Origin of the sequence: Rhodococcus sp. PvR099 (genome assembly GCF_017833315.1) — a bacterium.
Taxonomy (GTDB): Bacteria; Actinomycetota; Actinomycetes; order Mycobacteriales; family Mycobacteriaceae; genus Rhodococcus_G; species Rhodococcus_G oryzae.
Genome location: NZ_JAFIBV010000001.1, coordinates 4,764,026 through 4,786,990, shown reverse-complemented (window position 1 = coordinate 4,786,990; position 22,965 = coordinate 4,764,026). Strand labels below are relative to the sequence as shown.

General features: G+C 70.3%; 24 protein-coding genes and 1 riboswitch. Of the genes, 12 read left to right on the top strand and 12 right to left on the bottom strand.

Annotated features, from left to right (window positions below; all coding sequences use genetic code 11):
* Window positions 1-91 precede the first annotated feature (91 nt).
* From JOE46_RS22190 to thiO, 3 genes are all read right to left on the bottom strand, one after another.
* Entirely contained in the window at window positions 92-862 is a 771-nt protein-coding gene (locus tag JOE46_RS22190) for a thiazole synthase (protein WP_097210130.1), read from the bottom strand.
* On the bottom strand, window positions 855-1,073 hold the full coding sequence (gene thiS / locus JOE46_RS22185; protein WP_027501293.1) for a sulfur carrier protein ThiS: 219 nt from the start codon (window positions 1,071-1,073) through the stop codon (window positions 855-857). The genes JOE46_RS22190 and thiS overlap by 8 nt, the downstream gene beginning before the upstream one ends.
* Before the next feature lie 7 nt (window positions 1,074-1,080).
* Complete coding sequence (thiO, locus tag JOE46_RS22180; RefSeq protein WP_097210129.1) at window positions 1,081-2,148, bottom strand: glycine oxidase ThiO; 1,068 nt, start codon at window positions 2,146-2,148, stop codon at window positions 1,081-1,083.
* Window positions 2,145-2,255, bottom strand: a riboswitch (TPP riboswitch). Its footprint overlaps the gene before it by 4 nt.
* Window positions 2,256-2,281: 26 nt before the next feature.
* Here thiO and thiE point away from each other — a divergent pair.
* Window positions 2,282-2,989 carry a thiamine phosphate synthase gene (gene thiE / locus JOE46_RS22175; RefSeq protein ID WP_097210128.1) on the top strand — a complete coding sequence of 236 codons (708 nt, stop codon included), beginning with the start codon at window positions 2,282-2,284 and terminating at the stop codon, window positions 2,987-2,989.
* An 18-nt stretch (window positions 2,990-3,007) separates the two neighbouring features.
* Here thiE and JOE46_RS22170 read toward each other — a convergent pair whose 3' ends face one another.
* Window positions 3,008-3,907 carry an NUDIX domain-containing protein gene (locus JOE46_RS22170; protein ID WP_097210127.1) on the bottom strand — a complete coding sequence of 300 codons (900 nt, stop codon included), beginning with the start codon at window positions 3,905-3,907 and terminating at the stop codon, window positions 3,008-3,010.
* Between the two features lie 169 nt (window positions 3,908-4,076).
* Here JOE46_RS22170 and JOE46_RS22165 point away from each other — a divergent pair, with 169 nt between their 5' ends.
* The 3 genes from JOE46_RS22165 (at window position 4,077) to JOE46_RS22155 (ending at window position 8,841) form a co-directional block, all read left to right on the top strand.
* Complete coding sequence (locus tag JOE46_RS22165) at window positions 4,077-5,432, top strand: hypothetical protein (RefSeq protein WP_257017021.1); 1,356 nt, start codon at window positions 4,077-4,079, stop codon at window positions 5,430-5,432.
* An 89-nt stretch (window positions 5,433-5,521) separates the two neighbouring features.
* Window positions 5,522-6,457, top strand: a complete 936-nt coding sequence (locus JOE46_RS22160; protein WP_097210126.1) for a glutamate ABC transporter substrate-binding protein — start codon at window positions 5,522-5,524, stop codon at window positions 6,455-6,457.
* A gap of 11 nt (window positions 6,458-6,468) precedes the next feature.
* Window positions 6,469-8,841 carry a tetratricopeptide repeat protein gene (locus JOE46_RS22155; RefSeq protein WP_373560217.1) on the top strand — a complete coding sequence of 791 codons (2,373 nt, stop codon included), beginning with the start codon at window positions 6,469-6,471 and terminating at the stop codon, window positions 8,839-8,841.
* Between the two features lie 48 nt (window positions 8,842-8,889).
* Here the strand turns inward: JOE46_RS22155 and JOE46_RS22150 are convergent, their stop codons facing one another.
* The 3 genes from JOE46_RS22150 to pta all read right to left on the bottom strand — a co-directional run bounded on the left by JOE46_RS22150 (window position 8,890) and on the right by pta (window position 12,872).
* Complete coding sequence (locus tag JOE46_RS22150) at window positions 8,890-9,486, bottom strand: dihydrofolate reductase family protein (RefSeq protein WP_097210124.1); 597 nt, start codon at window positions 9,484-9,486, stop codon at window positions 8,890-8,892.
* Window positions 9,487-9,561: 75 nt separating this feature from the next.
* Entirely contained in the window at window positions 9,562-10,779 is a 1,218-nt protein-coding gene (locus JOE46_RS22145) for an acetate kinase (RefSeq protein ID WP_097210123.1), read from the bottom strand.
* Window positions 10,776-12,872: a phosphate acetyltransferase gene (gene pta / locus JOE46_RS22140; RefSeq protein ID WP_097210122.1), complete on the bottom strand. Its 2,097-nt coding sequence runs from the start codon at window positions 12,870-12,872 to the stop codon at window positions 10,776-10,778. Before pta ends, JOE46_RS22145 begins: the two co-directional genes overlap by 4 nt.
* A 406-nt stretch (window positions 12,873-13,278) precedes the next feature.
* Between pta and JOE46_RS22135 the strand changes: the two genes are divergently transcribed.
* Together JOE46_RS22135 and JOE46_RS22130 are read left to right on the top strand one after the other, a co-directional pair.
* On the top strand, window positions 13,279-13,815 hold the full coding sequence (locus JOE46_RS22135; protein WP_097210121.1) for a hypothetical protein: 537 nt from the start codon (window positions 13,279-13,281) through the stop codon (window positions 13,813-13,815).
* Window positions 13,802-14,419, top strand: a complete 618-nt coding sequence (locus JOE46_RS22130; RefSeq protein ID WP_143548373.1) for a hypothetical protein — start codon at window positions 13,802-13,804, stop codon at window positions 14,417-14,419. The genes JOE46_RS22135 and JOE46_RS22130 overlap by 14 nt, the downstream gene beginning before the upstream one ends.
* A 5-nt stretch (window positions 14,420-14,424) precedes the next feature.
* Here JOE46_RS22130 and JOE46_RS22125 read toward each other — a convergent pair whose 3' ends face one another.
* Window positions 14,425-14,784, bottom strand: coding sequence for a nuclear transport factor 2 family protein (locus JOE46_RS22125; RefSeq protein ID WP_097210119.1), 360 nt, complete (start codon window positions 14,782-14,784; stop codon window positions 14,425-14,427).
* Window positions 14,785-14,900: 116 nt separating this feature from the next.
* Between JOE46_RS22125 and JOE46_RS22120 the strand changes: the two genes are divergently transcribed.
* On the top strand, window positions 14,901-15,854 hold the full coding sequence (locus JOE46_RS22120; protein WP_097210118.1) for a LysR family transcriptional regulator: 954 nt from the start codon (window positions 14,901-14,903) through the stop codon (window positions 15,852-15,854).
* Here JOE46_RS22120 and JOE46_RS22115 read toward each other — a convergent pair.
* The 3 genes from JOE46_RS22115 to JOE46_RS22105 form a co-directional block, all read right to left on the bottom strand.
* Window positions 15,785-16,387, bottom strand: coding sequence for a suppressor of fused domain protein (locus tag JOE46_RS22115; RefSeq protein WP_097210117.1), 603 nt, complete (start codon window positions 16,385-16,387; stop codon window positions 15,785-15,787). The two genes, JOE46_RS22120 and JOE46_RS22115, sit on opposite strands and share 70 nt — an antisense overlap.
* Window positions 16,388-16,429: 42 nt before the next feature.
* Window positions 16,430-17,437: a glucose-6-phosphate dehydrogenase (coenzyme-F420) gene (gene fgd / locus JOE46_RS22110; protein WP_097210116.1), complete on the bottom strand. Its 1,008-nt coding sequence runs from the start codon at window positions 17,435-17,437 to the stop codon at window positions 16,430-16,432.
* Window positions 17,438-17,538: 101 nt separating this feature from the next.
* Window positions 17,539-17,880: a YidH family protein gene (locus tag JOE46_RS22105; protein WP_077040504.1), complete on the bottom strand. Its 342-nt coding sequence runs from the start codon at window positions 17,878-17,880 to the stop codon at window positions 17,539-17,541.
* A 252-nt stretch (window positions 17,881-18,132) separates the two neighbouring features.
* Here JOE46_RS22105 and JOE46_RS22100 point away from each other — a divergent pair, with 252 nt between their 5' ends.
* Together JOE46_RS22100 and JOE46_RS22095 are read left to right on the top strand one after the other, a co-directional pair.
* On the top strand, window positions 18,133-18,585 hold the full coding sequence (locus JOE46_RS22100) for a C40 family peptidase (protein ID WP_257017016.1): 453 nt from the start codon (window positions 18,133-18,135) through the stop codon (window positions 18,583-18,585).
* Window positions 18,586-18,682: 97 nt separating this feature from the next.
* Window positions 18,683-19,441 (top strand): HAD-IIA family hydrolase, encoded by a 759-nt coding sequence (locus tag JOE46_RS22095; RefSeq protein ID WP_209929228.1) that lies wholly within the window; start codon window positions 18,683-18,685, stop codon window positions 19,439-19,441.
* A gap of 9 nt (window positions 19,442-19,450) precedes the next feature.
* Here JOE46_RS22095 and JOE46_RS22090 read toward each other — a convergent pair whose 3' ends face one another.
* A complete protein-coding gene (locus JOE46_RS22090; RefSeq protein WP_209928506.1) occupies window positions 19,451-20,089 on the bottom strand; it encodes a DedA family protein in 639 nt (212 codons plus the stop codon).
* Window positions 20,090-20,252: 163 nt separating this feature from the next.
* Here JOE46_RS22090 and JOE46_RS22085 point away from each other — a divergent pair, with 163 nt between their 5' ends.
* From JOE46_RS22085 to JOE46_RS22075, 3 genes are read left to right on the top strand one after another with little or no spacing between them, the layout of a single operon-like run.
* Window positions 20,253-21,539 (top strand): sensor domain-containing protein, encoded by a 1,287-nt coding sequence (locus JOE46_RS22085; protein ID WP_209928505.1) that lies wholly within the window; start codon window positions 20,253-20,255, stop codon window positions 21,537-21,539.
* A complete protein-coding gene (locus JOE46_RS22080; RefSeq protein ID WP_136908361.1) occupies window positions 21,530-22,183 on the top strand; it encodes a response regulator transcription factor in 654 nt (217 codons plus the stop codon). Before JOE46_RS22085 ends, JOE46_RS22080 begins: the two co-directional genes overlap by 10 nt.
* The gene (locus tag JOE46_RS22075; RefSeq protein WP_209928503.1) at window positions 22,180-22,965 is read left to right on the top strand and encodes a DUF4097 family beta strand repeat-containing protein; all 786 of its coding nucleotides are present in this window, start codon (window positions 22,180-22,182) and stop codon (window positions 22,963-22,965) included. Before JOE46_RS22080 ends, JOE46_RS22075 begins: the two co-directional genes overlap by 4 nt.

The following is a 22,965-nucleotide window of genomic DNA, read 5'->3' as shown; positions in this document are numbered from 1 at the left end:
CTCAGACAGAGCCCGCGCACATCGCCCGCAGGTCGCGTCCCGTGTCATACCTAGGGATGACCCGACCCTGAGAGGGAGTGGGGGGTCGGGGTCAGAGGTCGGGTGAGGACGCCTGCGCCCAGAACCTCTTCGGGATCCGTCCGGCGCGACGGGCCAGGTAACCGGCGGTCACCGCGGACGCCATCGCCGACGCCATCAGCGCCGGGTCCTTGGCCCTGGTCACCGCGGTCGCGAGGAGGACGGCGTCACACCCGAGCTCCATGGCCAGCGCCGCGTCGCTCGCGGTGCCGATGCCCGCGTCGAGGATCACCGGGACCCCTGCTGCCGCCACGATCATCTCGATGTTGTGCGGGTTCGAGATGCCGAGGCCGGTCCCGATCGGTGCACCGAGCGGCATCACCGCCGCGCACCCGACGTCCTCGAGCCGCCGGGCCAGCACCGGATCGTCGGTGGTGTACGGCAGCACGATGAATCCGTCGTCGACGAGTTGTTCTGCGGCGGAGACCAATTCGATGGCATCGGGCAGGAGGGTGCGCTCGTCGGCGATGACCTCCAACTTCACCCAGTCAGTCTCCAGCGCCTCCCGGCCGAGCTGCGCGGTGAGCACCGCCTCGGCGGCGCCCCGGCAGCCGGCCGTATTGGGCAGCGGGGCGATGTCCAGCTTGCGGAGCAGGTCGAGCACCCCTGTGCCGCCCGCCGCATCGACACGGCGCATCGCCACGGTGGTCAGCTCCGTGCCGGACGCGACGAGCGCCTCCTCCAGCACCGCGAGGTTGGCCGCACCCCCGGTGCCCATGATCAGCCGGGAGCCGAAACTGCGGTCGGCGATGGTCAGACGGTCTGCGGCGAGCGGCTCAGCCACCCTGCACCGCCGTCAGGATCTCGATCTCCCAGCCCTTGCCGACCGGGGTATCCCAGGACGCCCGCGGGAACACCGCCCCGTCCACCGCGACCGCGATGCCCTTGCTGGGCAGGCCGAGGTGCTCCAGCAGCTGGGCCACGGTCAGCGGCTCGGACAGCTGATGGTCCTCGCCGTTGACGGTGATCCCGATGTTCACCGGTGTGTTCGTCATCGAGTCCTCACTCATCGTTGAAGGTGAAACGTTCCGGGGAGGCACTCTTGGCCTCCGCCAATGTCGCGCCGTCCAGCTCGGCGACCACCGCGTCCGCGGTCAGCGGGGTCAGCAGCACGCCGTTGCGTCCGTGCCCGGTGGCCAGCACCACCCGGTCCGACACCCGGCCGATGATCGGCAGGTTGTCGGGGCTCATCGGACGAAGTCCGGCGGCGCACTCGTGCAGCTCGTACTCCCCGATGCTCGGCATCAGCGTCTGCGCGTCGGCGATCAGGTCACGGACCCCGGCGACGGTGACCTGGGTGTCCTCCCCCGACTCGTGCTGGGTCGCGCCGACCACCAGGCCGTCGCCGCGCGGCACCAGGTACACCGGGCGCCCGTGCACGCTGCCGCGGATGGTCATGGTCGGGGCGGGTGCCACCCCTGGCCTGCGGTGCAGCCGCAGGATCTCGCCCTTGACCGGACGGACCGGCAGCCGTGGCCACAGCCGCGCGGATGCGGTACCGGCGGCCACCACCACCTGGTCGGCGGCCACGGCGGCGGGGTCGGTGACCGCCTCGGCGACGAACTCCACCCCCGACGCGACACAGGCCGATCGCAGCGCCGCGATCAGCGCGCGGTTGTCGACGGCGGACTCGGTGGCGGCGAGCAGGGCCAGCCGGATGTTCGGGGCGAGCGACGGCTGGGCGGCCCGGATCTGCGCCCGCGAGAGCAGTTCCAGCTCGTAGCCCTGGCCGGCGATCCACTCGGCCACGGTCCGCAGGTCCGCGGCGTCGGCCGCGTCCAGCGCGACGGTGAGCGAGCCATGGGAGGTGAACAACGTCTCGCCGGACAGGGTCTCGAGCTCGGCGCCGAAGCCGGGCCAGCGGGCCAGCGAGGCTGCCCCGACCTGCAGGACCGCATCCTCGCCCGGCCAGCCCTCCGACAGCGGTGCCAGCATCCCGCCCGCCACCCACGACGCTCCCGATGCGGGCGCCGGATCGTGGACGGTGACGCTCCAACCAGCCTGGGCGGCACGCCACGCGATCGACAGACCGATCGCTCCGCCACCGATCACCGCGACGGTTCTGCTCACTACTCCACCTCACTCCCTGCGCCGGCATGATCCGGGTCAGGTATGACGGTCGGGGCTCGCGGCCCCCTCTCAGCCCCGCGTTCGCCGGGACTCCCGTGTCACTTCTCTCTGCGTAGAGACTACCGTTGAGAACGTGCACCCCTCGCATTCCGGCAGGCACCTCACCCCTAGAGAACGCCTCGCCACCGCCCGTCTGTATCTCTGTACCGATGCCCGACGTGACAAGGGCGACCTCGCGAAGTTCGCCGAGGCCGCGCTGTCCGGCGGCGTCGACATCATCCAGCTGCGCGACAAGGGGTCGGCTGGCGAGCGGAAGCTCGGCCCCATGGAGACCCAGGAGGAGCTGGGCGCGCTGGCCGAGCTCGGCGCGGCCGCCCGCAGGCACGGCGCGCTGCTCGCCGTGAACGACCGTGCCGACCTGGCGCTGGCCGCGGGCGCCGACGTCCTGCACCTCGGCCAGGGCGACCTCCCGGTGCACTACGCCCGCCGGATCCTCGGCCCGAACGTGGTGATCGGCCGCTCGACGCACAGCCGCGCGCAGGCACAGCTCGCCTCCATCGAGGACGACGTCGACTACTTCTGCACCGGACCGGTGTGGGCCACCCCGACCAAGCCCGGCCGGACCGCTTCGGGCATCGAGCTGGTCCGCTCGACCGCCGACTCGCACCCGACCCGCCCGTGGTTCGCGATCGGCGGCATCGACGAGAAGCGGCTGCCCGAGATCCTCGAGGCCGGGGCCGAGCGCATCGTGGTGGTGCGGGCGATCACCGAGGCGCGTGACCCCCAGGCGGCGGCCCGTTCACTGGCCGACGCCCTGGCCCGCAACGCCGTCCGCCGCTAGTCGGCACGCGGCGCGGACTCAGTCCAGCCACCCCAGCACAGTCGACGGCGACAGCTGCACGACCGTCTCCGGCAGGCGCTCGCGCAGCCCACGGTCCGCGGTGACCACGGCGGTCAGGTGCTGGTCGACACCACCGAAGGCCGGGTGTCCGACGCCGCCGCCCGCAGCCATCGCCAACTCCGTGCCCGTGCCCGCCAGCAGGGCCAGTTCGTCGTCCCCGCTGCCCGCGGCCACGTGCACGGGCACCCGGGCGTCCACCGCGGTGACGGTGCGCGCCTGACCCTCCAGGACGGCCTCGATCCGCGGCAGCCAGCCGAATCCGCCGTCCGGCAGCTCGATGGTCCTCGGCAGCGTCGCGGCCAGCGCGGCGAGCAGTTCCCCGGTCGCCCCCGCCCGGTCCCGCCACCAGCCGTTCGGCCGCGAACCCAGCACGTTCGCGGTGTCCAGCAGCAGCCGGACCGGTGTGCTCCGCAACTGCGGCCAGCTCGCCGCGAATCCCGGGTGCAGCAGCAGCCCAGACACCTCGTCCTCGGGCACCCAGCGCAGTTCCGTGCTCTCACCGTTCGGCACCGTCGTCAGCGGACCGGCCGCGTCGGCGATCACCGTCGTGTAGCTCCACCCGCTGCTGGCGTTGGCGGTCACCCGTTCCGCACGGACCCGCAGTTCGCAGCCGGGGATGCCGGCCTCCTCCTCGGCCTCGCGGATGGCGGCGTGGACGGTCGACTCGTGGCTGTCGCGGGCACCGCCGGGCAGGGCCCAGGTGCCGCCCTGATGACTCCACTGGGCGCGGTGCTGCAGGAGCACGGTGGGGGTTCCGTCGGCCGTGGGAGCGCGGAGCAGCAGCCCCGCCGCGCCGAATTTGCCCCAATGCCGAATTCCGTCATCGCTCTTGGCCCAGCCGTCCCCGTCACCGCGCATCGACTTCGTTCACCTGCCCCACATCCGGCCACGTCACACCCCACGCGGTCCCTCACGCCTCGTCAACTCGTTCACGACCGAACTTAGGCCAGTCACGCACAACAAAGCTCAGTTACTGCTTATATGCTCCCCCTTGACTGGCATCCGGGCCAGCTGGGAAGGGTGCGTGGTGGCCGTTCGGGAAGCACCGTCGACGGAACCGCTCGGCGATGATCTCGCGCCGCGGTCCGTCGGGTCTGCCGATCCGCAGGGCCGATACGGCCGGCTGTCCGAGTTCCTCAGGACGACCCCCGCCAAGATGCTCGCGCTCGGGACCGCGCTGATCGTGGTGGCACTGGTCGCGGGCACCGTCGCCGCCATCCAGGTCGCGGACCGGCAGCGCACCCTCGACACGCTGCTCAACCAGGTCGAGCCCCAGGCGAACGCCACCCAGAACCTCTACAGCTCCCTCTCGATCGCGGACGCCGCCGCCACCACCGCGTTCATCTTCGGCGGCATCGAACCGGCCGTGGTCCGCGACCGGTACACGCAGTCGATCGGCGAGGCAGCAGCCGACCTGATCGGCGCGTCGAGCGGCATCATCGCGACGAACGCGTCGGGTCAGCGGCTGCTCACCGAGCTGTCCACCGGGCTGCCGGTCTACACCGGCCTGATCGAGACGGCCCGGTCCTACAACCGCAGCGGCTACCCCGTCGGCACCGCGTACCTGCGCGAGGCCTCGTCCATGATGCAGTCGACCCTGCTCCCGATCGCCGAGGAACTGCACAGCCAGCAGGCGGAGTCCGTCGTGCAGAACCAGGACGAGTTCGCCACCCCGCCCTGGCTGGCGATCGGCCTGCTCCTGCTGTCGCTGATCGCCCTCGTTGTCGGCCTGGTCCTGCTCGCCGGATGGACCCGGCGGATGCTGAACCCGGGACTGATCCTGTCCGCCGTCGCGATCGCGGCGCTGCTCGGGTGGCTGCTGATCGCCGGGCTGATCTCCTCGACCTCCACCGGGCGGGCCCTGGAGCAGGGCGCCCGGCCGCTGATGCAGCTGACCACCGGGCGCATCCTCGCGCAGCAGGCCAGGGCCGACGAGACCCTCGGCCTCGTTCGCCGCGACGTGAAGGGCGGCTATGCGGAGGCGTTCGGCACGCACCTGGCACGCCTCGAAGAGATCCTGGCCGAGTATCCGAATGACGGCCGCGTGAAGGTGGCCACCGATCTGGTCAGCCAGGCCGCCGAGGCCGAGAAGGACTGGTCCGCCGCGCACGAGCGGGTGCAGCGCCTGCTCGACAACGGCGACTGGGCCGGGGCAGCTGCCGTGGTCACCGGACCAGGAGAGGAGGACTCGACGGCACACTTCGCCAGGGCCGACGCCGCGCTCGACGACGCCATCGTGACGACCCGCAGCGAGTTGCGCGCCGATATCGACCGCGCCCACTCGACCCTGTACGGCCTCGGATCCGGTGCGCTCGTGCTCTCTGCCGTGGCCGCGGCCGGTGTCGGGGTCGGCCTGTGGCCACGGCTTCGGGAGTACCAGTGACGAGCCCTGCATCCGGATCGGCCGGGCGGCGCCCGACGCGACAGGGGTGGCGGACCGCCGGGGCTGTCCTGCTCGTCGCCGCGTCCCTGATGACGGCCGGCTGCACGCAGGCCGAGCCGGGCATCGTCGCGGACACCGGCGGCTACACCGAACCTCCCCTGCCCGAGGGGGCCACGATCGCGCCGCCGCCGACGGGGCCCCCGACGAACGGGGCGAACTGTGGGGACCCGACGGCGAGCCTGCGTCCCTTCCCCGGCGTCCCGCCCGAACCGCCGCCGCCGAGCGCCTCCCTCGCCGAGATCCAGACCAGGGGCAGGCTCATCGTCGGCCTCGACACCGGCAGCAACCTCTTCAGCTTCCGCGATCCGGCGACTGGCGCCATCGAGGGCTTCGACGCCGACATCGCCCGCGAGCTGGCACGCGACCTGGTCGGCGACCCGAACCGTGTGGAGTTCCGGATCCTGCCCTCCGTCGGCCGCATCCCGGCGCTGATGAACAGCACGGTCGACGCGGTGGTCAAGACGATGACGATCACCTGCGAGCGCCGCGAGAAGGTCGACTTCTCCACGGTGTACTTCGAGGCCAAGCAGCGGGTGCTGGCGGTCAAGGGGTCCGGAATCACCGGCGCCGCCGATCTGGCGGGCAAGCGGGTCTGCGCGGCCGAGGGCACCACCTCCGTCGATCGCATCCAACTGGTGCAACCCGAGGCGACCGTGGTGACGGTCCCGAACTGGGGCGACTGCCTGGTGGTGTTGCAGCAGCGTCAGGTCGACGCGGTGAGCACCGATGACTCGATCCTTGCCGGTCTGGCGGCACAGGACCCGTACCTGGAGATCGTGGGCGAGAGCCTGAGCTCGGAACCGTACGGGATTGGGATCAACAAGTCGGACGCCGACCTGGTGCGGATGGTCAACGGCAGCCTGGAGCGGATGCGCCGGGACGGCACCTGGAATCGGATCTACGATCGATGGCTGAGAGTACTCGGGCCGTCGCCGGGCCCACCGGTCCCGCACTACCTGGACTGAAAGCGGAGACAATGGCTGGAACGCAAGGAGATCCGGGACCGGAGCCGTCGGTCCCGGAGCCGCCGTCCGCGCCGACCGAACGGTCGATGCGGACCCAGGCCTCGATGCCGGAGCCGTCCGTCCGCACCCAGGCCTCCGCACCGGATGTCTCCGGCCGCACCCAGGCGTCCGTACCGGAAGCGTCCGGCCGCACCCAGGCGACCGCACCGGAATCGACCGCGCCCGCCCGCACCACCGGGCGAGGGAGTCGCTCGCAACGGTCGAGGACAAGTGTGCGCCGCCGCCTCGGCGCCGGCCTGGTCGAGGTCCCGCCGGTCACCGCCGTCGAGCCCGCCGACGCGGTGATGGTCGATCCCGTCGTGCCGGAGAAAAAGCGGTTCTGCTGGAAATGTGGAAAGCCGGTCGGCCGCAAGGGCCACTCCGAACCCGCGGCGTCCGCGGGGATCTGCCCCTCCTGCGGCACCATCTTCGACTTCACTCCGCTGCTCGGTCCCGGCGACCTGGTCGGCGGTCAGTACGAGGTGCAGGGTTGCATCGCGCACGGCGGGCTCGGCTGGATCTACCTCGCGATCGACCGCAACGTCAGCGATCGCTGGGTGGTGCTCAAGGGCCTGCTGCACTTCGGGGATGCCGAGGCGCAGGCCGTCGCGCTCGCCGAGCGGCAGTTCCTGGCGGAGGTGGCGCACCCGAGCATCGTGAAGATCTACAACTTCGTCGAGCATCCACGGCCCGACGGCAGCCCGATGGGGTACATCGTCATGGAATACGTCGCCGGGCATTCGCTCCGCGACGTACTCAGCACTCACAAACGGCCGGAACGGATTCCGGTCGAACAGGCGATGGCGTACGTGCTCGAGATCCTGCCCGCGCTCGGCTACCTGCATTCGGTTGGCCTGGTCTACAACGACCTCAAGCCAGAGAACATCATGATCACCGACGATCAGCTCAAGCTGATCGATCTGGGCGCGGTCGCGGGCATCGAGGACTACGGCTACCTCTACGGCACTCCCGGGTACCAGGCGCCGGAGATCCTCAGGACCGGTCCGACCATCGCCTCCGACATCTACACGGTCGGCCGGACCCTCGCCGTGCTCAGCCTCCAGATGCCTTCCGCCAAAGGCAAATACCTCGACGGACTGCCCGATCCCGAGCAGGCACCGCTGATCGCCGAGTACGAGTCCTTCCATCGGCTGTTGCTGCGGGCGACCGCCGCCGATCCCGATCACCGGTTCAGCTCCGCGGAGGAGATGGCCAGCCAGCTCACCGGGGTGCTCCGTGAGACCCTGGCCCAGCAGACCAACGAGGAGCGTCCGGGGCTCTCCGAACTCTTCAGCCCGCAGCGGACCACCTTCGGGACCGAGGAAGTGGTACGGCAGACCGATGTCTATGTCGACGGCCGCAAGCACGAGCCGACCATGTCGGGGCGTGACATCACCGCCGCGCTGGCCGTTCCGCTGATCAACCCGTCCGACCCGAGCGCCGCCCTGCTCGCGGCCGCGGTGCACGCCGAGCCGGATCAGACCCTGGACGCCATCCGCCACGCCAGGGCGAACGGGCTCGAGCGAACGGTGGACGGCCGTGCGGGGTTCACCGCCGAGATCGCGCTGGCCGAGGCGAAGGCACACCTCGACCTCGGCGACGCGACCGAGGCGTCTCGGGTGCTCGGTTCGCTCAGCGCGGCAAAGGGATCGAACTGGCGGGTTGACTGGTATGGCGGCATGGCCTCCCTGCTCGGCGCCGAGTACGAGCAGGCGATGAGCCAGTTCGAGTCCGTGCTCGAGGCGCTCCCCGGCGAGATGGCCCCGAAGCTGGCGTTGGCCGCCACCGCGGAACTCATTCTGCAGCACTGGGACACCGACCAACCCGAGCAATGGCGCAGGTTCGCCGAGAAGTACTACCGAACGGTCTGGCGCACGGACCGCAGCATGGTCAGCGCCGCCTTCGGGCTCGCCAGGCAGCTGGCCGACAAGGGCGACATCACCGGCGCGATCGCGGCCCTCGATCAGGTGCCGCCGAGCTCACGGCATTTCAACGTCGCCCGGATGACCTCGGTGCTCACGCTGCTCTCAGGCGGGCCGCTCGAGGAGATCCGCGAGACCGCCATCAGGGAGGCCGCGCGCCGGGTGAACGCGTTGCCGCCCAACGAGGGCCGGGCCCTGCAGATGCGCACGCTGGTGCTCGGCACCGCGCTGGACTGGGTGCTGCTCGGCCACGTCGCGAAATCCGAACACGAACCGATCCTCGGTGTCGCGTTCACCGAACGGGGACTGCGCGCGGGCACCGAGGCCGGGCTGCGGGCCCTCGCGCGCAACGCCGAGGACCGCAGACACCGGTACGTACTCGTGGACCTCGCCAACTCGATCCGGCCCAAGAGCCTGATCTGACCGGGCATCGCACGGTCCCCGCCCGATCGGACGGGGACCGTCGCGGTTCTAGCCCTCCGTGACCGGCCGGTAGGTGCACACGTGCACACCAGCCGGGCTGATGGCGGTGGAGACCAGCTCGAGGCTGTTCAGCTTGCCGCCGTCGGGGAAGATCTTCTTCCCGCCGCCGAGCAGCACCGGCATGACCATGAGCCGGAGCTCGTCGACCAGGCCCTCCTGCAGGAGGGTGCGCACCAGGGTGGGGCTGCCCATGACCACCAGGTCGCCGCCCTCGGTCGCGCGCAGCTCCCGGATACGGGCAACGGCCTCGTCGCCGGCGATCCGCGTGGTGTTCTCCCACGTCAGCTCGTCCTCGGCCAGGGAGTCGGACACGACGTATTTCGCGATGGCGTTCATCTTGTCGGCGAACGGGTCACCGGCCCGCTCGGGCCACGCCCCCGCCATCGTCTGCCACGTCCGGCGTCCGAACAGCAGCGCCTCGGCCTTGCTCAACGCATCGTCGAACGCACCGCCGACCACCTCCGGGTCGAAGAACGGGTGCGACCAGCCGCCGTGGGCGAATCCACCGTCGGTGTCCTCCTCGGGTCCACCCGGTGCCTGCACGACGCCGTCCAAGCTGATGAACTCGCTGATAACGATGCGCATGGGACTCGCCCCTCTTCGGTTGTTGTTCGTCTCTGGTGGGCTTTCAGGGATGTAGACCCGCGAGCCGCCCGAAAATCATCGCTGCCCTTGCTCGCCCGCGCCATCCGGAGCGAAGCTCCGCGCGGCCCTGGCGATGGCCAACTCCTCGTTTGTCGGCACCACCAGCACCGTGACCCGCGACGAGTCCGTCGAGATCACCCGGGCGGAACGGTCTTTCGCCGCATTGCGCTCGAGGTCGATCTCGATTCCGAGCGACTCGAGACCGGCGAGCGCGTCGGCGCGAACCTCGACCGCGTTCTCGCCCACCCCGGCGGTGAAGGCGATGGTGTCGACCCTGCCCAGGGTGACCAGGTACGCGCCGATGTACTTGCGCAGCCGGTGGATGTAGACGTCGTAGGCGAGCCGGGCCGCCTCGTCGCCGTCGGCGATGAGGCGGCGGAGCTCGCGAAAGTCGTTGACCCCACACAGACCCTTGAGCCCGGACCCGCGATTGAGCAGGTCGTCGATGGCGTCCACGTCCAGGTCCGCGCTGCGCCGCAGGTGCATCACGATGCCCGGATCGATGTCACCGCTGCGGGTGCCCATCACCAGCCCCTCGAGCGGGGTCAGCCCCATCGAGGTGTCCATCGCCCTGCCGCCCGCGATGGCCGAAGCCGAGGCCCCGTTGCCCAGATGCAGCACGATCTGGTTGAGCTCTGTGTTGTCCCGGCCGAGCACCTCCGCCACCCGGCCGGAGACGTACTCGTGCGAGGTGCCGTGGAATCCGTAGCGGCGCACCCCGTGTGCCGCCGCCACCTGGGCGTCGATGGCGTAGGTCCGGGCCTCCGCGGGCAGCGTGTGAAAGAAGGCGGTGTCGAAGACCGCGACGTGCGGGAGGTCGGGGAAAACCCGCATCGCGCTCTCGATGCCGACCACGTTCGCCGGATTGTGCAGCGGGGCAAGGGCGGACAGCCGGGAGATCTCGGCGATCACGTCCGCGGTGATCCGGGTCGGCCGGTAGAACACCTCGCCGCCGTGCACCACGCGGTGACCGACCGCGGCGATGCCCGCTGTCGTCAGATCCATACCCGCCTCCGCGAACATCGCGAAGGCCAGCCGCAGGCCCTCCGCGTGGTCGGCGATCGGACCGCGATGCTCGCTGTCGGTGCCGCCCTGCCGGTGCCCGATGACGCCGTCCGGCTCGCCGATCCGTTCGACGAGTCCCGAGGCGATGGCCTCGCCGCCGTCGGGGTCGATCAACTGGTACTTGATCGAGGACGAGCCCGAATTAATGACCAGCACCGGACCGTTCACCGCTGACCCCCTTCTTCGACGCCCTGCGCCTGGATCGCCGTGATGGCGACCGTGTTGACGATGTCCTGGATCAGCGCGCCGCGGGACAGGTCGTTGACCGGTTTCCTCAGGCCCTGCAGGACCGGGCCGACCGCGACCGCCCCCGCGCTGCGTTGCACCGCCTTGTACGTGTTGTTCCCGGTGTTCAGATCGGGGAACACGAACACCGTGGCCCGCCCGGCCACCTTCGAATCGGGCAGCTTCGTGCTCGCCACCGTCGGCTCGATGGCCGCGTCGTACTGGATCGGTCCATCCACCAACAGGTCCGGCCGCCGTTCGCGGACCAGGACAGTCGCCTCGCGGACCTTGTCCACCTCCGCACCGGAGCCCGAGTCGCCGGTCGAATACGACAGCATCGCGATCAGCGGGTCGATGCCGAACTGGGCCGCGGTCTGCGAGGAGGAGATCGCGATGTCCGCCAGCTGCTCCGAGGTCGGGTCCGGCACGACCGCGCAATCGCCGTAGGCCAGCACCCGGTCGGCCAGGCACATCAGGAAGATGCTCGAGACGGTCGAGACGCCGGGCGCGGTCTTGATGATCTCGAACGACGGCCGGATCGTGTGCGCAGTGGTGTGCGCGGCACCGGAGACCATGCCGTCGGCGATCCCCAACTGCACCATCATCGTTCCGAAGTAGGAGATGTCGGCCATCACCTCGCGGGCGCGTTCGACGGTCATCCCCTTGTGCGCCCGCAGCCGTGCGTACTCCTTCGCGAACTGGTCGGTGTACTCGCAGTTCGTCGGGTCGAGCACCGTGGCCGCACTCAGGTCGACGCCGAGCTCCGCGGCGCGCCTGCGCACCGGGCCCTCCTCCCCGAGGATGGTCAGGTCGGCGACCTTGCGCTGCAACAACCGTCCTGCCGCCCGCAGGATCCGGTCGTCGTCGCCCTCCGGCAGCACGATGTGTTTGCGGTCCGCCCTGGCCCGCTCGATCAACTGGTACTCGAACATCTGCGGGGTCACCACCTCGGGCCTGGCGACCTCGAGACGGGCCAGCAGGTCGGCCGCGTTCACGCGCTGCTCCATCAGGCTCAGCGCGGTGTCCACCTTGCGCTGCGAACCGACCCCGACACGTCCCCTGGCCTGCGCGGCCGCGCTGGCGGTGTCGAATGTCCCGAGGTCGGTGGTGAGGATCGGCAACCGCGGCTTGAGTCCGGCGACGAGCTTCGCAATGGCCGGGTGCGGTGCGATGCCACCGTTCATGATGATCCCGGCGAGCGACGGAAACCCTTCCGCCTCATGGGCATTGACCATCGCGAGCAGCACGTCGGACCGATCGCCCGGGGCGATCACCACCACGCCCTCCGAGAGCCGCTCGAGGATGTGCTCGGCCGTCATCCCGCCGACCATCACGTGCAGTGCCTCGCGCTGCAGCAGCTCGGGATCCCCGCTGTACAGCTCGCCGTCGACCGCGGTCAGCAGCTCACCCATGGTCGGCGCGACCAGCAGCGGGATCTCGGGCAGGGTCCATGCGGGCACCGCCATCGGCTCCAGCGCCGTGGTCACCTCGCCGAGCCGGGCGGGGTCGCAGCGGTTCGCGACGATGCCCACCAGGTGGGCGTGCTGCGCGCGCAGCTCGGCCGCGCAGATCTGGGCCAGCTGCAACACCTCGTCGGGGGTCCGGCCCGACCCGCGGAGCGCGAGCAGCACCGGTGCATCCAGGTTCACCGCGATCCGGGCGTTGTAGCTCAGCTCGCTCGGGCTGGCGACGTCCGTGTAGTCGCTGCCGATGATCACCACGGCGTCGCACTGTTCCGCGACATCGTGGTAACGCGAGACGATCTCGCTGAGCGCCAGCTCCGGATCGGCGTGTACTTGCTCGTAGGTGACGCCGAGGCACTGCTCATAACCGAGATCCGCGGACGTGTGGTCGAGGAGTAACTCCAGGATGTAGTCCGGCTCGTCGGTGGAGCGCGCGATCGGCCGGAACACCCCGACCCGGGCGGCCGAGCCGCTGAGCATCTGCAGCACGCCGAGCGCGATGGTCGATTTCCCGGTATCCCCCTCTGGGGAGGCGATGTAGATGCTCGAGACTGCCGACTCCGCGGATGCCATGGCGTCCACCCTAATGGTGCGGATCGCGGTCCGCCGTCGGCCACAGCCACGGCCGCGGGCACGCCGGACTCGGGTAGTCGACTACGCGTGCCCGGTCCGGAACCCGGTGGCAATGTCGTACTCAGGCCCGATCATGTGATTTGGCCACAGGGGATGAGTATCGATGCGAACTACATCCTGGTCGATGGCGTCCGTGCTCGCAGGCGTGGCCGTCGCAGTGGTGTTTACTCTCACAGCGCCCGGGTTCGAGGCGACTCCTGCGCAGGCGACCGCGCTGCCGGTGCCCACCATCCCCGATTTGCCGGATCCAAGGCGGGGCGGACAGGAATGGCCCCCGCTGCCGCCGCCGACCATTCCCCAGTGGACCCCTGGGCCTGGCCCCAGCATTCCCACATGGACGCCCCCTGTGTCGACGATCCCGAGCCCGCCCCCATGGACGGACACCGAAACGACGGACCCCCCGGTCACCACGGAAGCCCCTTCGAGCACCGGCGGCACCGGGGGCGCCGGCCCGCAGCGCGGTGCCTCGACGCTCACACCCGGCCCGACGGGTGCGCCGGCTGGAGGAACCGCGAACACGACGCAACCGGATCCGCGCCTGACGCTCACGCCCGATCGGGGGTCGCCTACCACCACCGGTCGGCCGATCTCGACCACCGACGAGTACGTCACCCCCGGCTCGGCGGGCTCCCCGCCGGTCGCCGTGATCGCCACGGCCGGGTTGACCTCCGTCGCCGCGGCCGCGGGCGCCGGGGTCGTGGTGCGGGCCCGGCGAGTCCGGCGGTGGCCGACCGAGCACGTGGACACCCAGCCGAAGCCGGCGCCCCCCGTCGTCGCGGTCGAACCGCCGCCGGGGCAGATGCACGGTCATGCCGTGCGCCTCGAACCCCGGGAGGACGCCGGCCACCAGTTCATCGAGGAGAACGGCCGTGACCAGAACTGAGATCGTGACCAGATCGACCCTGCGCGCCACCGTGTTCGGGCAGCAGTCCGACGACGCCCTGACCTCGCGCATGAAGCCCCACCTGCCGCCGACCGGGATGACCCCGGACCGGGTGTCCACCACCCGGGCGGTGCCGCGCTCGGCGCTGCGGCTGATCGACAGCCGCATCCTGTCCACCGCGTTGCGCTTCCTCGATCAGGACCCCTGTCCCCTGCTGCTGGCCGGGCTGAAGAAGTACCGGGCCCTCGCCGAGGCTGCGCGCGTCACCGCGGCCTCGCCCGGTCGCGAGGAGGTGGTGATGCTGGTCGATCCCTACCGCGTCATCTCCGAACACCGGCCGGAGGTCGCGCTGCTCATCGACGGCACCGAGGTCGCCCGGATCGGGTTCGACCTGCGGATCGCCTTCGGCATGTGTGAGACGGCGGTCGCGGTGCGGCTCGGGGCCATCGATTCCGTCGACTGCGAGGCCGGTGCGGTGTCCGTGGATCTGTCCGTTCCCGGCGGCGAGAAGCTGCTGCACGGGGAGGCGGAGTACTCGGTGCGGCGCGAGCTGCGGCCACCGATCGTGATTCCGGTCGATCCGCTGCCTGAACGTCGTCTGTGAGCGACTCAGCCGCGGGCCTCCGGGCGGTCCATGACCCGCAACCAGCTCCCATCCGGCTGACGACGCACCACCTGCACCCGACCGCCGGTGTCGTCCGCGGGCCGGGTGGAGGTCATCGCCAGGTCCCCGCTGCGCACCGTCGGCATCGGCTCCTCGACCTCGAAGTGCGGCCGGTTCGCCAGGAGCTGCTCGATGACGGCACGGATCGCCTCCCGTCCCACGGTCTCGCTGCCCGGCGGGAAGGCCAGCACGGCGTCGGGCTCGTACAGCTCGGCGATCCCGGCGGCGTCGCCGGCATTGGCTCGCTCGACGAACATCCTGGCCAGATCCTCTGGGGTGGTTGCCTTTTCGCGTAGGCTGGTCATCGCGGTCTCCCTCGTTCTCGCTCCGCGCGGAGCTGATGTTCCTGACCACTCCATCCTGCGAGGACCGCGTCGATAAGTCCAAGAACTGGTTTGTCTCGTAGCTAGAATCTCTGGTTATGGAACTTCGCCAACTGGAGTACTTCGTCGCGGTGGTCGAGGAGGCGAATTTCACCCGGGCGGCCGAGCGGGTGCACGTCGCCCAGCCGGGCGTCAGCGCGCAGATCCGCCGGCTCGAACGCGAGCTGGGACAGGAACTGCTGGACCGATCGGGCCGCACCGTCCGGCCGACCGCCGCGGGCGAGGCGGTGCTCCCCCACGCCAGGGCCGCCCTGGCCTCGGTGGCTGGGGCGCGGGCCGCCGTCGACGAGCTGGCCGGACTGATTCGTGGGCACGTCTCGGTCGGGATGGTCACCGCGGGCCCGACGGTCACCGTGGCGGACATGCTGGCCGGCTTCCACGCCGAGCACCCCGGCGTGGGTATCTCGCTCTCGGAGGACACCTCCGAGCGGCTACTCGGCGCGCTGCGCGAGGGCAGGCTCGACGTCGCGCTCGTCGGGCTGGCCGGACCGCCGCCACCGGGGGTGTCCGTTCACGTCCTCGTGGACGAGCCGTTCGTCGCCGCGGCCCCGCCGAGCGACCCACTGGCCGCCCGCGACAGCGTCACACTCGAGGCGCTGTGCGACCGTGAACTGATCGCCCTGCCCCGCGGTACCGGCCTCCGCACCGCCCTCGACAACGCCTGCGCCCGAGCCGGATTCACACCCCGCGTGGCATTCGAGGCGAGCGACCCGAATGTCCTGGCACGGCTGGCGGCGCGCGGGCTCGGGGTGGCCGTCCTGCCGACGACGGTCGCGGACGCGCACGCGGGCGCGCTGCGGGCCGTCACCATCACCCGGCCAGGATTGCGCGGCCGCATCGCGCTCGCCTGGCGCTCGGACGGCCCGGCCAGTTCGGCGGCCGCGGCGCTGGTCGCGCACGCCCGGCTGAGCCTGCCCGCGCGTCAGAACACCGGCGCGCGATCGATGTCCGACACGTCCGCGCCTGCCGCCTCGAGCCGCCGGAAGAGCTGATCGGTCCCGTTGGCGGCCGAGAACTCGAGCTCGCTGTCGCTGATCGGCACCGCCTGCAGCCAGGTGTCGACGCTCTCCTCGGTGTCGACCAGGATCTCCAGGTCCGGCCAGATGAACGGCACCACCAGGAGCAGGTGCTTCATCGACCGCGCCGGGTCCACCTCGCGGATCGCGTTCGGGATGATGCAGTTCGGCGTCAGGTGGAACGAGCCGGATGCCACCGCGAAGGCGCACTGCGCGAGCACGTCGGCCAGCGCGCGGTAGTCGGCGCGCCCGACCGTGACCAGCTCGGTGCGGATCGGCCGGCCGTCATCGGTGGTGACATTCGTCGGGAAGCGGGACATGTCCAGCGTCGCGTACGAGGCGTAACCCGGACCCGGGCAACCGTCCCCGACCGCGATCGACACCTCGTCCGGGGTCTCGCCGTCGGTGTCCGCATCGACCGCAGCCCGGAATCGCAGCACCTGCGGCAGCCCGCCGAACACCGCCCCGATCCGGCGTGCTGCTTCCATGACGTCGTCGCTGGCATCCATGACCGGCAAGCCTAGTGCGCCTGCCTACCGGCCCGGCCCGCGCTATCCGAGCTTGCGCAGCCGCGGTGCCAGGTCGCGCTCGAACAGCTCCAGGAACCGGCGCTGGTCGTGGCCGGGGGCGTGGAAGACCAGGTGGTTCAGGCCCGCGTCGGTGTACTGCTTGACCTGCTCGACCGCCTCGTCGGGGTCGGAGGCGACGATCCACCGCTTGGCGACCTGCTCGATCGGCAGGGCGTCCGCGGCCGCCTCCATCTCGATCGGGTCCTCGATGGAGTGCTTCTGCTCGGGCGTCAGCGACAGCGGCGCCCAGAACCGGGTGTTCTCCAGGGCCAGTTCGGGGTCGGTGTCGTAGGAGATCTTGATCTCGATCATCCGGTCGATATCGGACGACCTTCGCCCCGCTTTCTCGAGTCCTTCGGACACCGCGGGCATCAGCTTCTCGGTGTAGAGGTCCATGCCCTTGCCCGAGGTGCAGATGAAGCCGTCACCCGCGCGGCCCGCGTACCGGGCGACCACCGGGCCGCCTGCCGCGATGTACACGGGGATGCCGCCCTCGGGGACGTCGTAGATCGAGGCGCCGGTGGTGCGGTAGTACTCGCCCTCGAAGTCGGTGCGCTCGCCGGTCCACAGCTGGCGCATCAACTGCACCGACTCGCGCAGCCGCGCGAACCGCTCCTTGAACTCCGGCCACTCGCCCTGGTAGCCCGTGGCGATCTCGTTGAGAGCCTCACCGGTGCCGACGCCGAGCATGATGCGTCCCGGGTACAGGCAGCCCATCGTCGCGAACGCCTGGGCCACGACGGCCGGGTTGTAGCGGAACGTCGGGGTCATCACCGAGGTGCCCAGCTGCAGCGTCGTGGTGCGCTCGCCGACCGCGGTCATCCAGGCGAGGGAGAACGGCGCGTGCCCACCGTTGTGCCGCCACGGCTGGAAATGATCCGACACCGTGGCCGAGTCCATCCCGTGCGCCTCGGCCAGCACGGCGAGTTCCACCAGCTCGCGCGGCCCGAACTGCTCCGCAGAAGCCTTGTACCCGAGCTTGAGAGCCACCGTTCCTCCTAGCGAGTGCTACCCGTCACAACCGAGACTCACTATGCACGGGACATTCTCGGCCCGCCACGGGGGGTCGGGTTCGCCTCGACGCCGCCCGCTCAGAGCGCGCCGATCACGGTCACCACCACGGTGAACCCCGCGACCAGCGACACGGCGACCGCGAACAGCCACAACTCCCTGGCCTCGGGCATCGGCGCTCCGCGCTCGAGCGCGTGCCGGACCTGCAGCCAGCGTCGCATCCCGACCAGCGAGGCCGCGACGGACAGCAGGATCAGCACGAGCCCGAGCAGGGTGCGCACCCACCCTGTGCTGAAGTCGGGCACCAGGTGGACCATGGCGATGCCACCGGCAAGGAACCCGAGCGAGGTCCGCATCCACGCCAGGAACGTCCGCTCGCTCGCCAGGGTGAACCGCTCATCGGGCCGCTCGATTTCCGCCACCGGGTGATCTTCGCACCGGCAGGCGCGCAGGCGTCGAATCCGCGCCGGTTCGCCCCCGGACTGTTGCGCTGTGGGCCACACTGTGCAGTGACCTGTAACACTCCGCGACTGTTCTGTGATCCAAGGTGTCAGAGATCTATTCCCAGGTGCCCCACCGAGGAGGACATTTCCGTGACCCCATCGACAACGAACGGCAGATCCGGGAAGTACCTACGCAGAGCACTCGCCGGGACGGCAGTGGCGGCCTGCCTCGTGACATTGCCCGTCGCACCGGCCCTGGCCCAGCCTGGCAGCTCCGGGAGCGCGGGCAGTTCGGGGAGCGCTGGCAGCTCCGAGTTCGCCCTGCCCGTCCCGAGCCCCGCGGGTCTCATCGCGCTGGCAGCGGCCACCACCCAGACCGGGAAGCCCTACCTCTGGGGCGGCACCGGCCCCAACGCCTGGGACTGCTCTGGCCTGACCCAGTGGGCGTTCCGGCAGGCCGGGGTGCAGCTGCCGCGGGTCAGCCAGCAGCAGGCGTGGGCCGGCAACTCCGTCCCCGCATGGGCGATGGCGCCCGGCGACATCATCACGTTCCGCACCGCGAACGACCACGTCGGCATCTACGCGGGCTTCGGGCAGGTCTTCAATGCCTACGGAGCAGGCGTGCCGATCGGGCTGACCCCGTTGTCCGAACTGCCCCCGATCAACCAGGTCCGCCGATTCTGACGACCGTCCGGACTCGGCGACAAACACGGGAGGGGCGCGCACAGGTCACAATTGACCCGTGACCACCGACGAGCAGACCACCGGCTGGACCTACCTCATGGACATGGACGGCGTCCTCGTCCACGAGGACCACCTGATCCCGGGGGCCGACGAGTTCCTGGCCGAGCTCCAGACGGCAGGCACCCCGTTCGTGGTGCTGACCAACAACTCGATCCGCACTCCCCGCGACCTGCGCGCCCGCCTCGTGCAGACCGGCCTCGACATCCCCGAGGAGGCGATCTGGACCTCGGCGCTGGCCACGGCGACCTTCCTGCGCACCCAGCGCCCGAATGGCAGCGCATATGTGGTCGGCGAGTCCGGGCTCACGACCGCGCTGCACGACATCGGGTACGTGCTCACCGATCGGGATCCGGACTACGTGGTGCTGGGCGAGACCCGCACCTACTCGTTCGAGGCGATCACCACCGCGATCCGATTGATCGAGCGCGGCGCTCGGTTCCTCGCCACCAACCCGGACGCGACCGGGCCGTCGCGCGAGGGTTCGCTGCCCGCGACCGGGTCGGTCGCGGCGCTGATCACCAGGGCCACCGGGCGGGAGCCGTACTACGTCGGCAAGCCGAACCCGTTGATGATGCGCTCGGCGCTGCGGGCGATCGGCGCGCACTCCGAACACACCCTGATGATCGGCGACCGGATGGACACCGACGTCGTCTCCGGCCTCGAGGCCGGCCTGCAGACCATCCTCGTGCTCACCGGCATCTCCACCCGCGCATCGGTCGAGATGTTCCCCTACCGGCCGACACGGGTCATCGAGTCGGTGGCCGACCTCGTCGGGCGGACGGCAAACCCCTTCTGACGCCGCTGCTCAGAGCCGTGACCTATCGCGAAGCCGGCTCCCCACCGCGACGAGCACCACTGGAATCCACGCAAAACCGTAGGCGGTCCGCAGTACCTCGTTGTCGCCGACGATCGAGCCCACCGAGACAAGGGCCATCGCCCACAGGGTGGCTGCGGCAACGCTCACCATAGTGAAATCGCGTCGGCGAAGACGCGTTCCGGCCAGGACGCGAGGCGCCAGCGTCCGCACCCCGCCGATCATGTGACCGCAAACGGCGATCGAACGCGGTCTCGAACCCGACTGCTCGTGCAGCCACCGCTGCCAGGCCGCGACCCGGTCAGGCAGCGGGCGGCCGAGTACTTCGGGGAGGACGCATGTCCCGTGCCGACGCGCCCGAGCAAAAGCCAGCTGGGCGCCCGCGCACGACGACACCGCCACCACGACCACCGCATGGACCGTGTGGAGAGCGCCACTCGCCACCAGCATTCCGAGGGTCAGCGGGATGCTGTTTCCCGGCAACACAAGTCCGATCAGGTACCCCGACTCGACTACCAACAACACCCCCACGACCAAGAACAGCAGCGGCGCGGGCGCCAACGTCAGGTTGTCCACGTCGAGCATGCGGCCGAGACCGGTCACCATCGACGGCAGGTCGGGAATGTCCATGGAACCAGCCTGTCCGAGCGCCGCCCCCGAATCTGCCTGGGACGCCCACGAACTCCTGGTATGGATTTCCCTACCAGGGCTCGTGGGCCCGCCCGCCAGACCCCGGTCGTGCGCGGCCCTATGGTGGGATCGAAGCATCGAACCGACCACGAGAGGCAGCGCTGTGACCGCACCCGGTTCGTTGCCTATCCGCCGCAACCCGCTGCGCGCCTGGCTCAGCGTCGACTGGTGGCTGTCCGTGCTCTCAGTGCTGTCCGCCGCGCTCTCCGGAATCGTCGGCCTGCTGTTGATCACCCTCCTCGCCGCCGCCGCACTCACCCTGCCGATGGCCTTGCTCGGGGTCCTCGTGTTCGCCTGCACCATTCCGGCGGTCCGGGGCGCCGACGCGGCCCAACGGGCCGCGGTCCGATTCCTCGGCGGCGGTCGAATCGCCGAGCCCGACCGTCCCGGCGGTCCCACCCGGCGGGCCCGGTTCGTCGCCGCAGCCCGCGACCCGGCACTGTGGCGTTCGCTCGCCTACTGGTTCCTGCGAATCCCACTGGGAGTCCTGCTTCCGATCGTGGTCGCCGCCCTGTTCACCGCACCCCTCACCCTGACACTGGCTCCCGTCGCGTGGCTGCTCACCGACCCTCGGGATTCCGAGCTGCGAGAGCACTTTGTTGGACTGCCGTCGTTGTTGGCCGTCGGCGCTGTCGGCGCTGTCGGCGCGGTATGGCTGATGCTGCTCACCCCGCTGCTCGTGTCCTCCCTTGCACGGGCCGATTGGTGGTGCACCCGAATGCTGCTGGGCGCCTCGATCACCCAGGAACGCATGGCGCAGCTGACCGAATCCCGCGCCAGGGTGATCGATGCCGCCGAGGCGGACCGACGGCGCATCGAGCGCGACCTGCACGACGGCGCACAGCAGCGATTGGTATCGGTGTCGATCTCCCTGGGGCAGGCGCGATCCCGCTTGGCAGCTTCCGAGGACGAGACGCTTCGCACGCTGCTCGACGACGCCCACCGGGAAACGAAGAACGCCATCGGCGAGATCCGGGCGCTGACTCGTGGACTGCATCCGCCGATCCTCACCGACAGGGGACTCGATGCTGCGCTGTCCTCGGTGGCGACGCTGTGTGCGGTTCCCGTTGACATCGACGTCGCCGCGGAGCTGGCCGGAGTGGGAAGACCGTCGGCCGCACTCGAGTCCAACATCTACTTTCTCGTCTCGGAGGCCCTGACCAACGTGAGCAAACACGCCAACGCCACCCGCGCGACCGTCGCCGTCAAACGTGTCGGGTCCGCGATCCGGGTCACCGTCGACGACGACGGCGACGGCGGCGCACGGATCCTGCCCAGCGGCGGACTCGCGGGCCTGGCCGACCGGCTCAGCGGGGTGGACGGCACCCTGCGGGTGGAGAGTCCGGCCGGTGGGCCGACCCGACTCCTCGTGGAGGTCCCGTGCGGGTGATGCTGGCCGATGATTCGGTGTTGCTACGCGAGGGCATCGGCCGTCTCCTCGCCGACAGCGGCGCGACGATCACCGCGAGCGTCGGCGACGCCGAGGCCCTGCTGCGCGCCGTCGGCGACGCCGAGGCGCCACCGGAGGTGTGCGTCGTGGACGTGCGGATGCCGCCGACTTTCCTCGACGAGGGGCTGCGAGCGGCGTTAGTGATCCGCGAGCGGTGGCCGCGGGTCGGGGTCCTGGTGCTCTCGCAGTACGTCGAGGAACGCTATGCGTCCGAACTCCTCCGTGACCGCATCGACGGTGTCGGCTATCTGCTGAAGGATCGGGTTGCCGACGTCGCGGACTTCATTGACGCCGTGGAGAGGGTGGCGGCGGGAGGCACCGTCATCGACCCCGATGTGGTTCAACAACTCCTGGCACGCACGCCGCGTAACGACACGCTCGACACACTGACCCCGCGCGAACGCGAGGTGCTCACCGCGATGGCGCAGGGGCAGTCGAACGCCGGAATCGCCGCCACGCTCGTGATCGGGCACGCCGCTGTCGAAAAGCACATCGGCAATATCTTCGGCAAGCTCGGCCTCCACCACGACGCCGCCGACCATCGGCGCGTCCTGGCCGTCCTGCGCTACCTAGGAGCGACATGAACAGGCTCGCGCCCTCCCGCCGGATCGCCGCGTTCGCCTGCGCGACCGCCGTCGCGGTCGGGGCGGGCGGCGCGGCGTCCGCAACGCTTGCATACTTGTTCGGGGTGCCAAGCCAGCATGAGTTCTCCCACACCGCGTCCGGCGATGCCTCCGGCACACTGACGGTCCGAGCACCGGCCGGTGGGGTCGACCTCACCATCTCACCCAGCCCCGATGACCGCCTGCACGTGTCGGCCTCGGGCACCTATCGTGGTGGTCCGCCGGTGGTCACGGTCGGCGAATCCGGTGCCGCGGTGGACATCGTGTGCCCCGAGGGCCAGTTCTGGAGATGCTCGCTCGGCGTCACCGTAGCGGTCCCGTCACGGGCCGACGTGACGGCGGAGGGCGTCGCCGGATCGATCACGATGACGGACCTGCACGGTACCGTGACGGCAACCACCACCACCGGTGACGTCACAATACGGCGACACCACGGTCCCGTCCGAGCGCAGACCGCCGAGGGGGCAGTCGAGATCGGGGCGATTGCGGCACCCGAACTGTCGGCCCGCACCGCCTACGGCAGCATTCGAATCGACGTGGATACCCCACCTGATTCCGTCGATGTGCGAAACACCATCGGCGACATCGAGATCGGGTTACCCGGTGGTGTCGCCTACCACCTGGAGACGACCGTCCGCGACGCAACCGCCGTGACCACCGCCGTTGCCGAGGACCCCGCCAGCCCGCACCTGGTCCGGATCGAGTCCTCAGCCGGGGCAGTGGCGGTGTTCCCCAACGACTAG

Coding starts and splice junctions, on each gene's coding strand:
- thiS (WP_027501293.1), bottom strand. CDS start 1,073: ATGACGAACACACCGGTGAACATCGGGATCACCGTCAACGGCGAGGAC.
- JOE46_RS22170 (WP_097210127.1), bottom strand. CDS start 3,907: ATGCGCGGTGACGGGGACGGCTGGGCCAAGAGCGATGACGGAATTCGG.
- JOE46_RS22160 (WP_097210126.1), top strand. CDS start 5,522: ATGACGGCCGGCTGCACGCAGGCCGAGCCGGGCATCGTCGCGGACACC.
- JOE46_RS22155 (WP_373560217.1), top strand. CDS start 6,469: ATGGCTGGAACGCAAGGAGATCCGGGACCGGAGCCGTCGGTCCCGGAG.
- JOE46_RS22150 (WP_097210124.1), bottom strand. CDS start 9,486: ATGCGCATCGTTATCAGCGAGTTCATCAGCTTGGACGGCGTCGTGCAG.
- pta (WP_097210122.1), bottom strand. CDS start 12,872: ATGGCATCCGCGGAGTCGGCAGTCTCGAGCATCTACATCGCCTCCCCA.
- JOE46_RS22125 (WP_097210119.1), bottom strand. CDS start 14,784: ATGACCAGCCTACGCGAAAAGGCAACCACCCCAGAGGATCTGGCCAGG.
- JOE46_RS22120 (WP_097210118.1), top strand. CDS start 14,901: ATGGAACTTCGCCAACTGGAGTACTTCGTCGCGGTGGTCGAGGAGGCG.
- JOE46_RS22115 (WP_097210117.1), bottom strand. CDS start 16,387: ATGGATGCCAGCGACGACGTCATGGAAGCAGCACGCCGGATCGGGGCG.
- JOE46_RS22095 (WP_209929228.1), top strand. CDS start 18,683: ATGGACATGGACGGCGTCCTCGTCCACGAGGACCACCTGATCCCGGGG.
- JOE46_RS22090 (WP_209928506.1), bottom strand. CDS start 20,089: ATGGACATTCCCGACCTGCCGTCGATGGTGACCGGTCTCGGCCGCATG.
- JOE46_RS22075 (WP_209928503.1), top strand. CDS start 22,180: ATGAACAGGCTCGCGCCCTCCCGCCGGATCGCCGCGTTCGCCTGCGCG.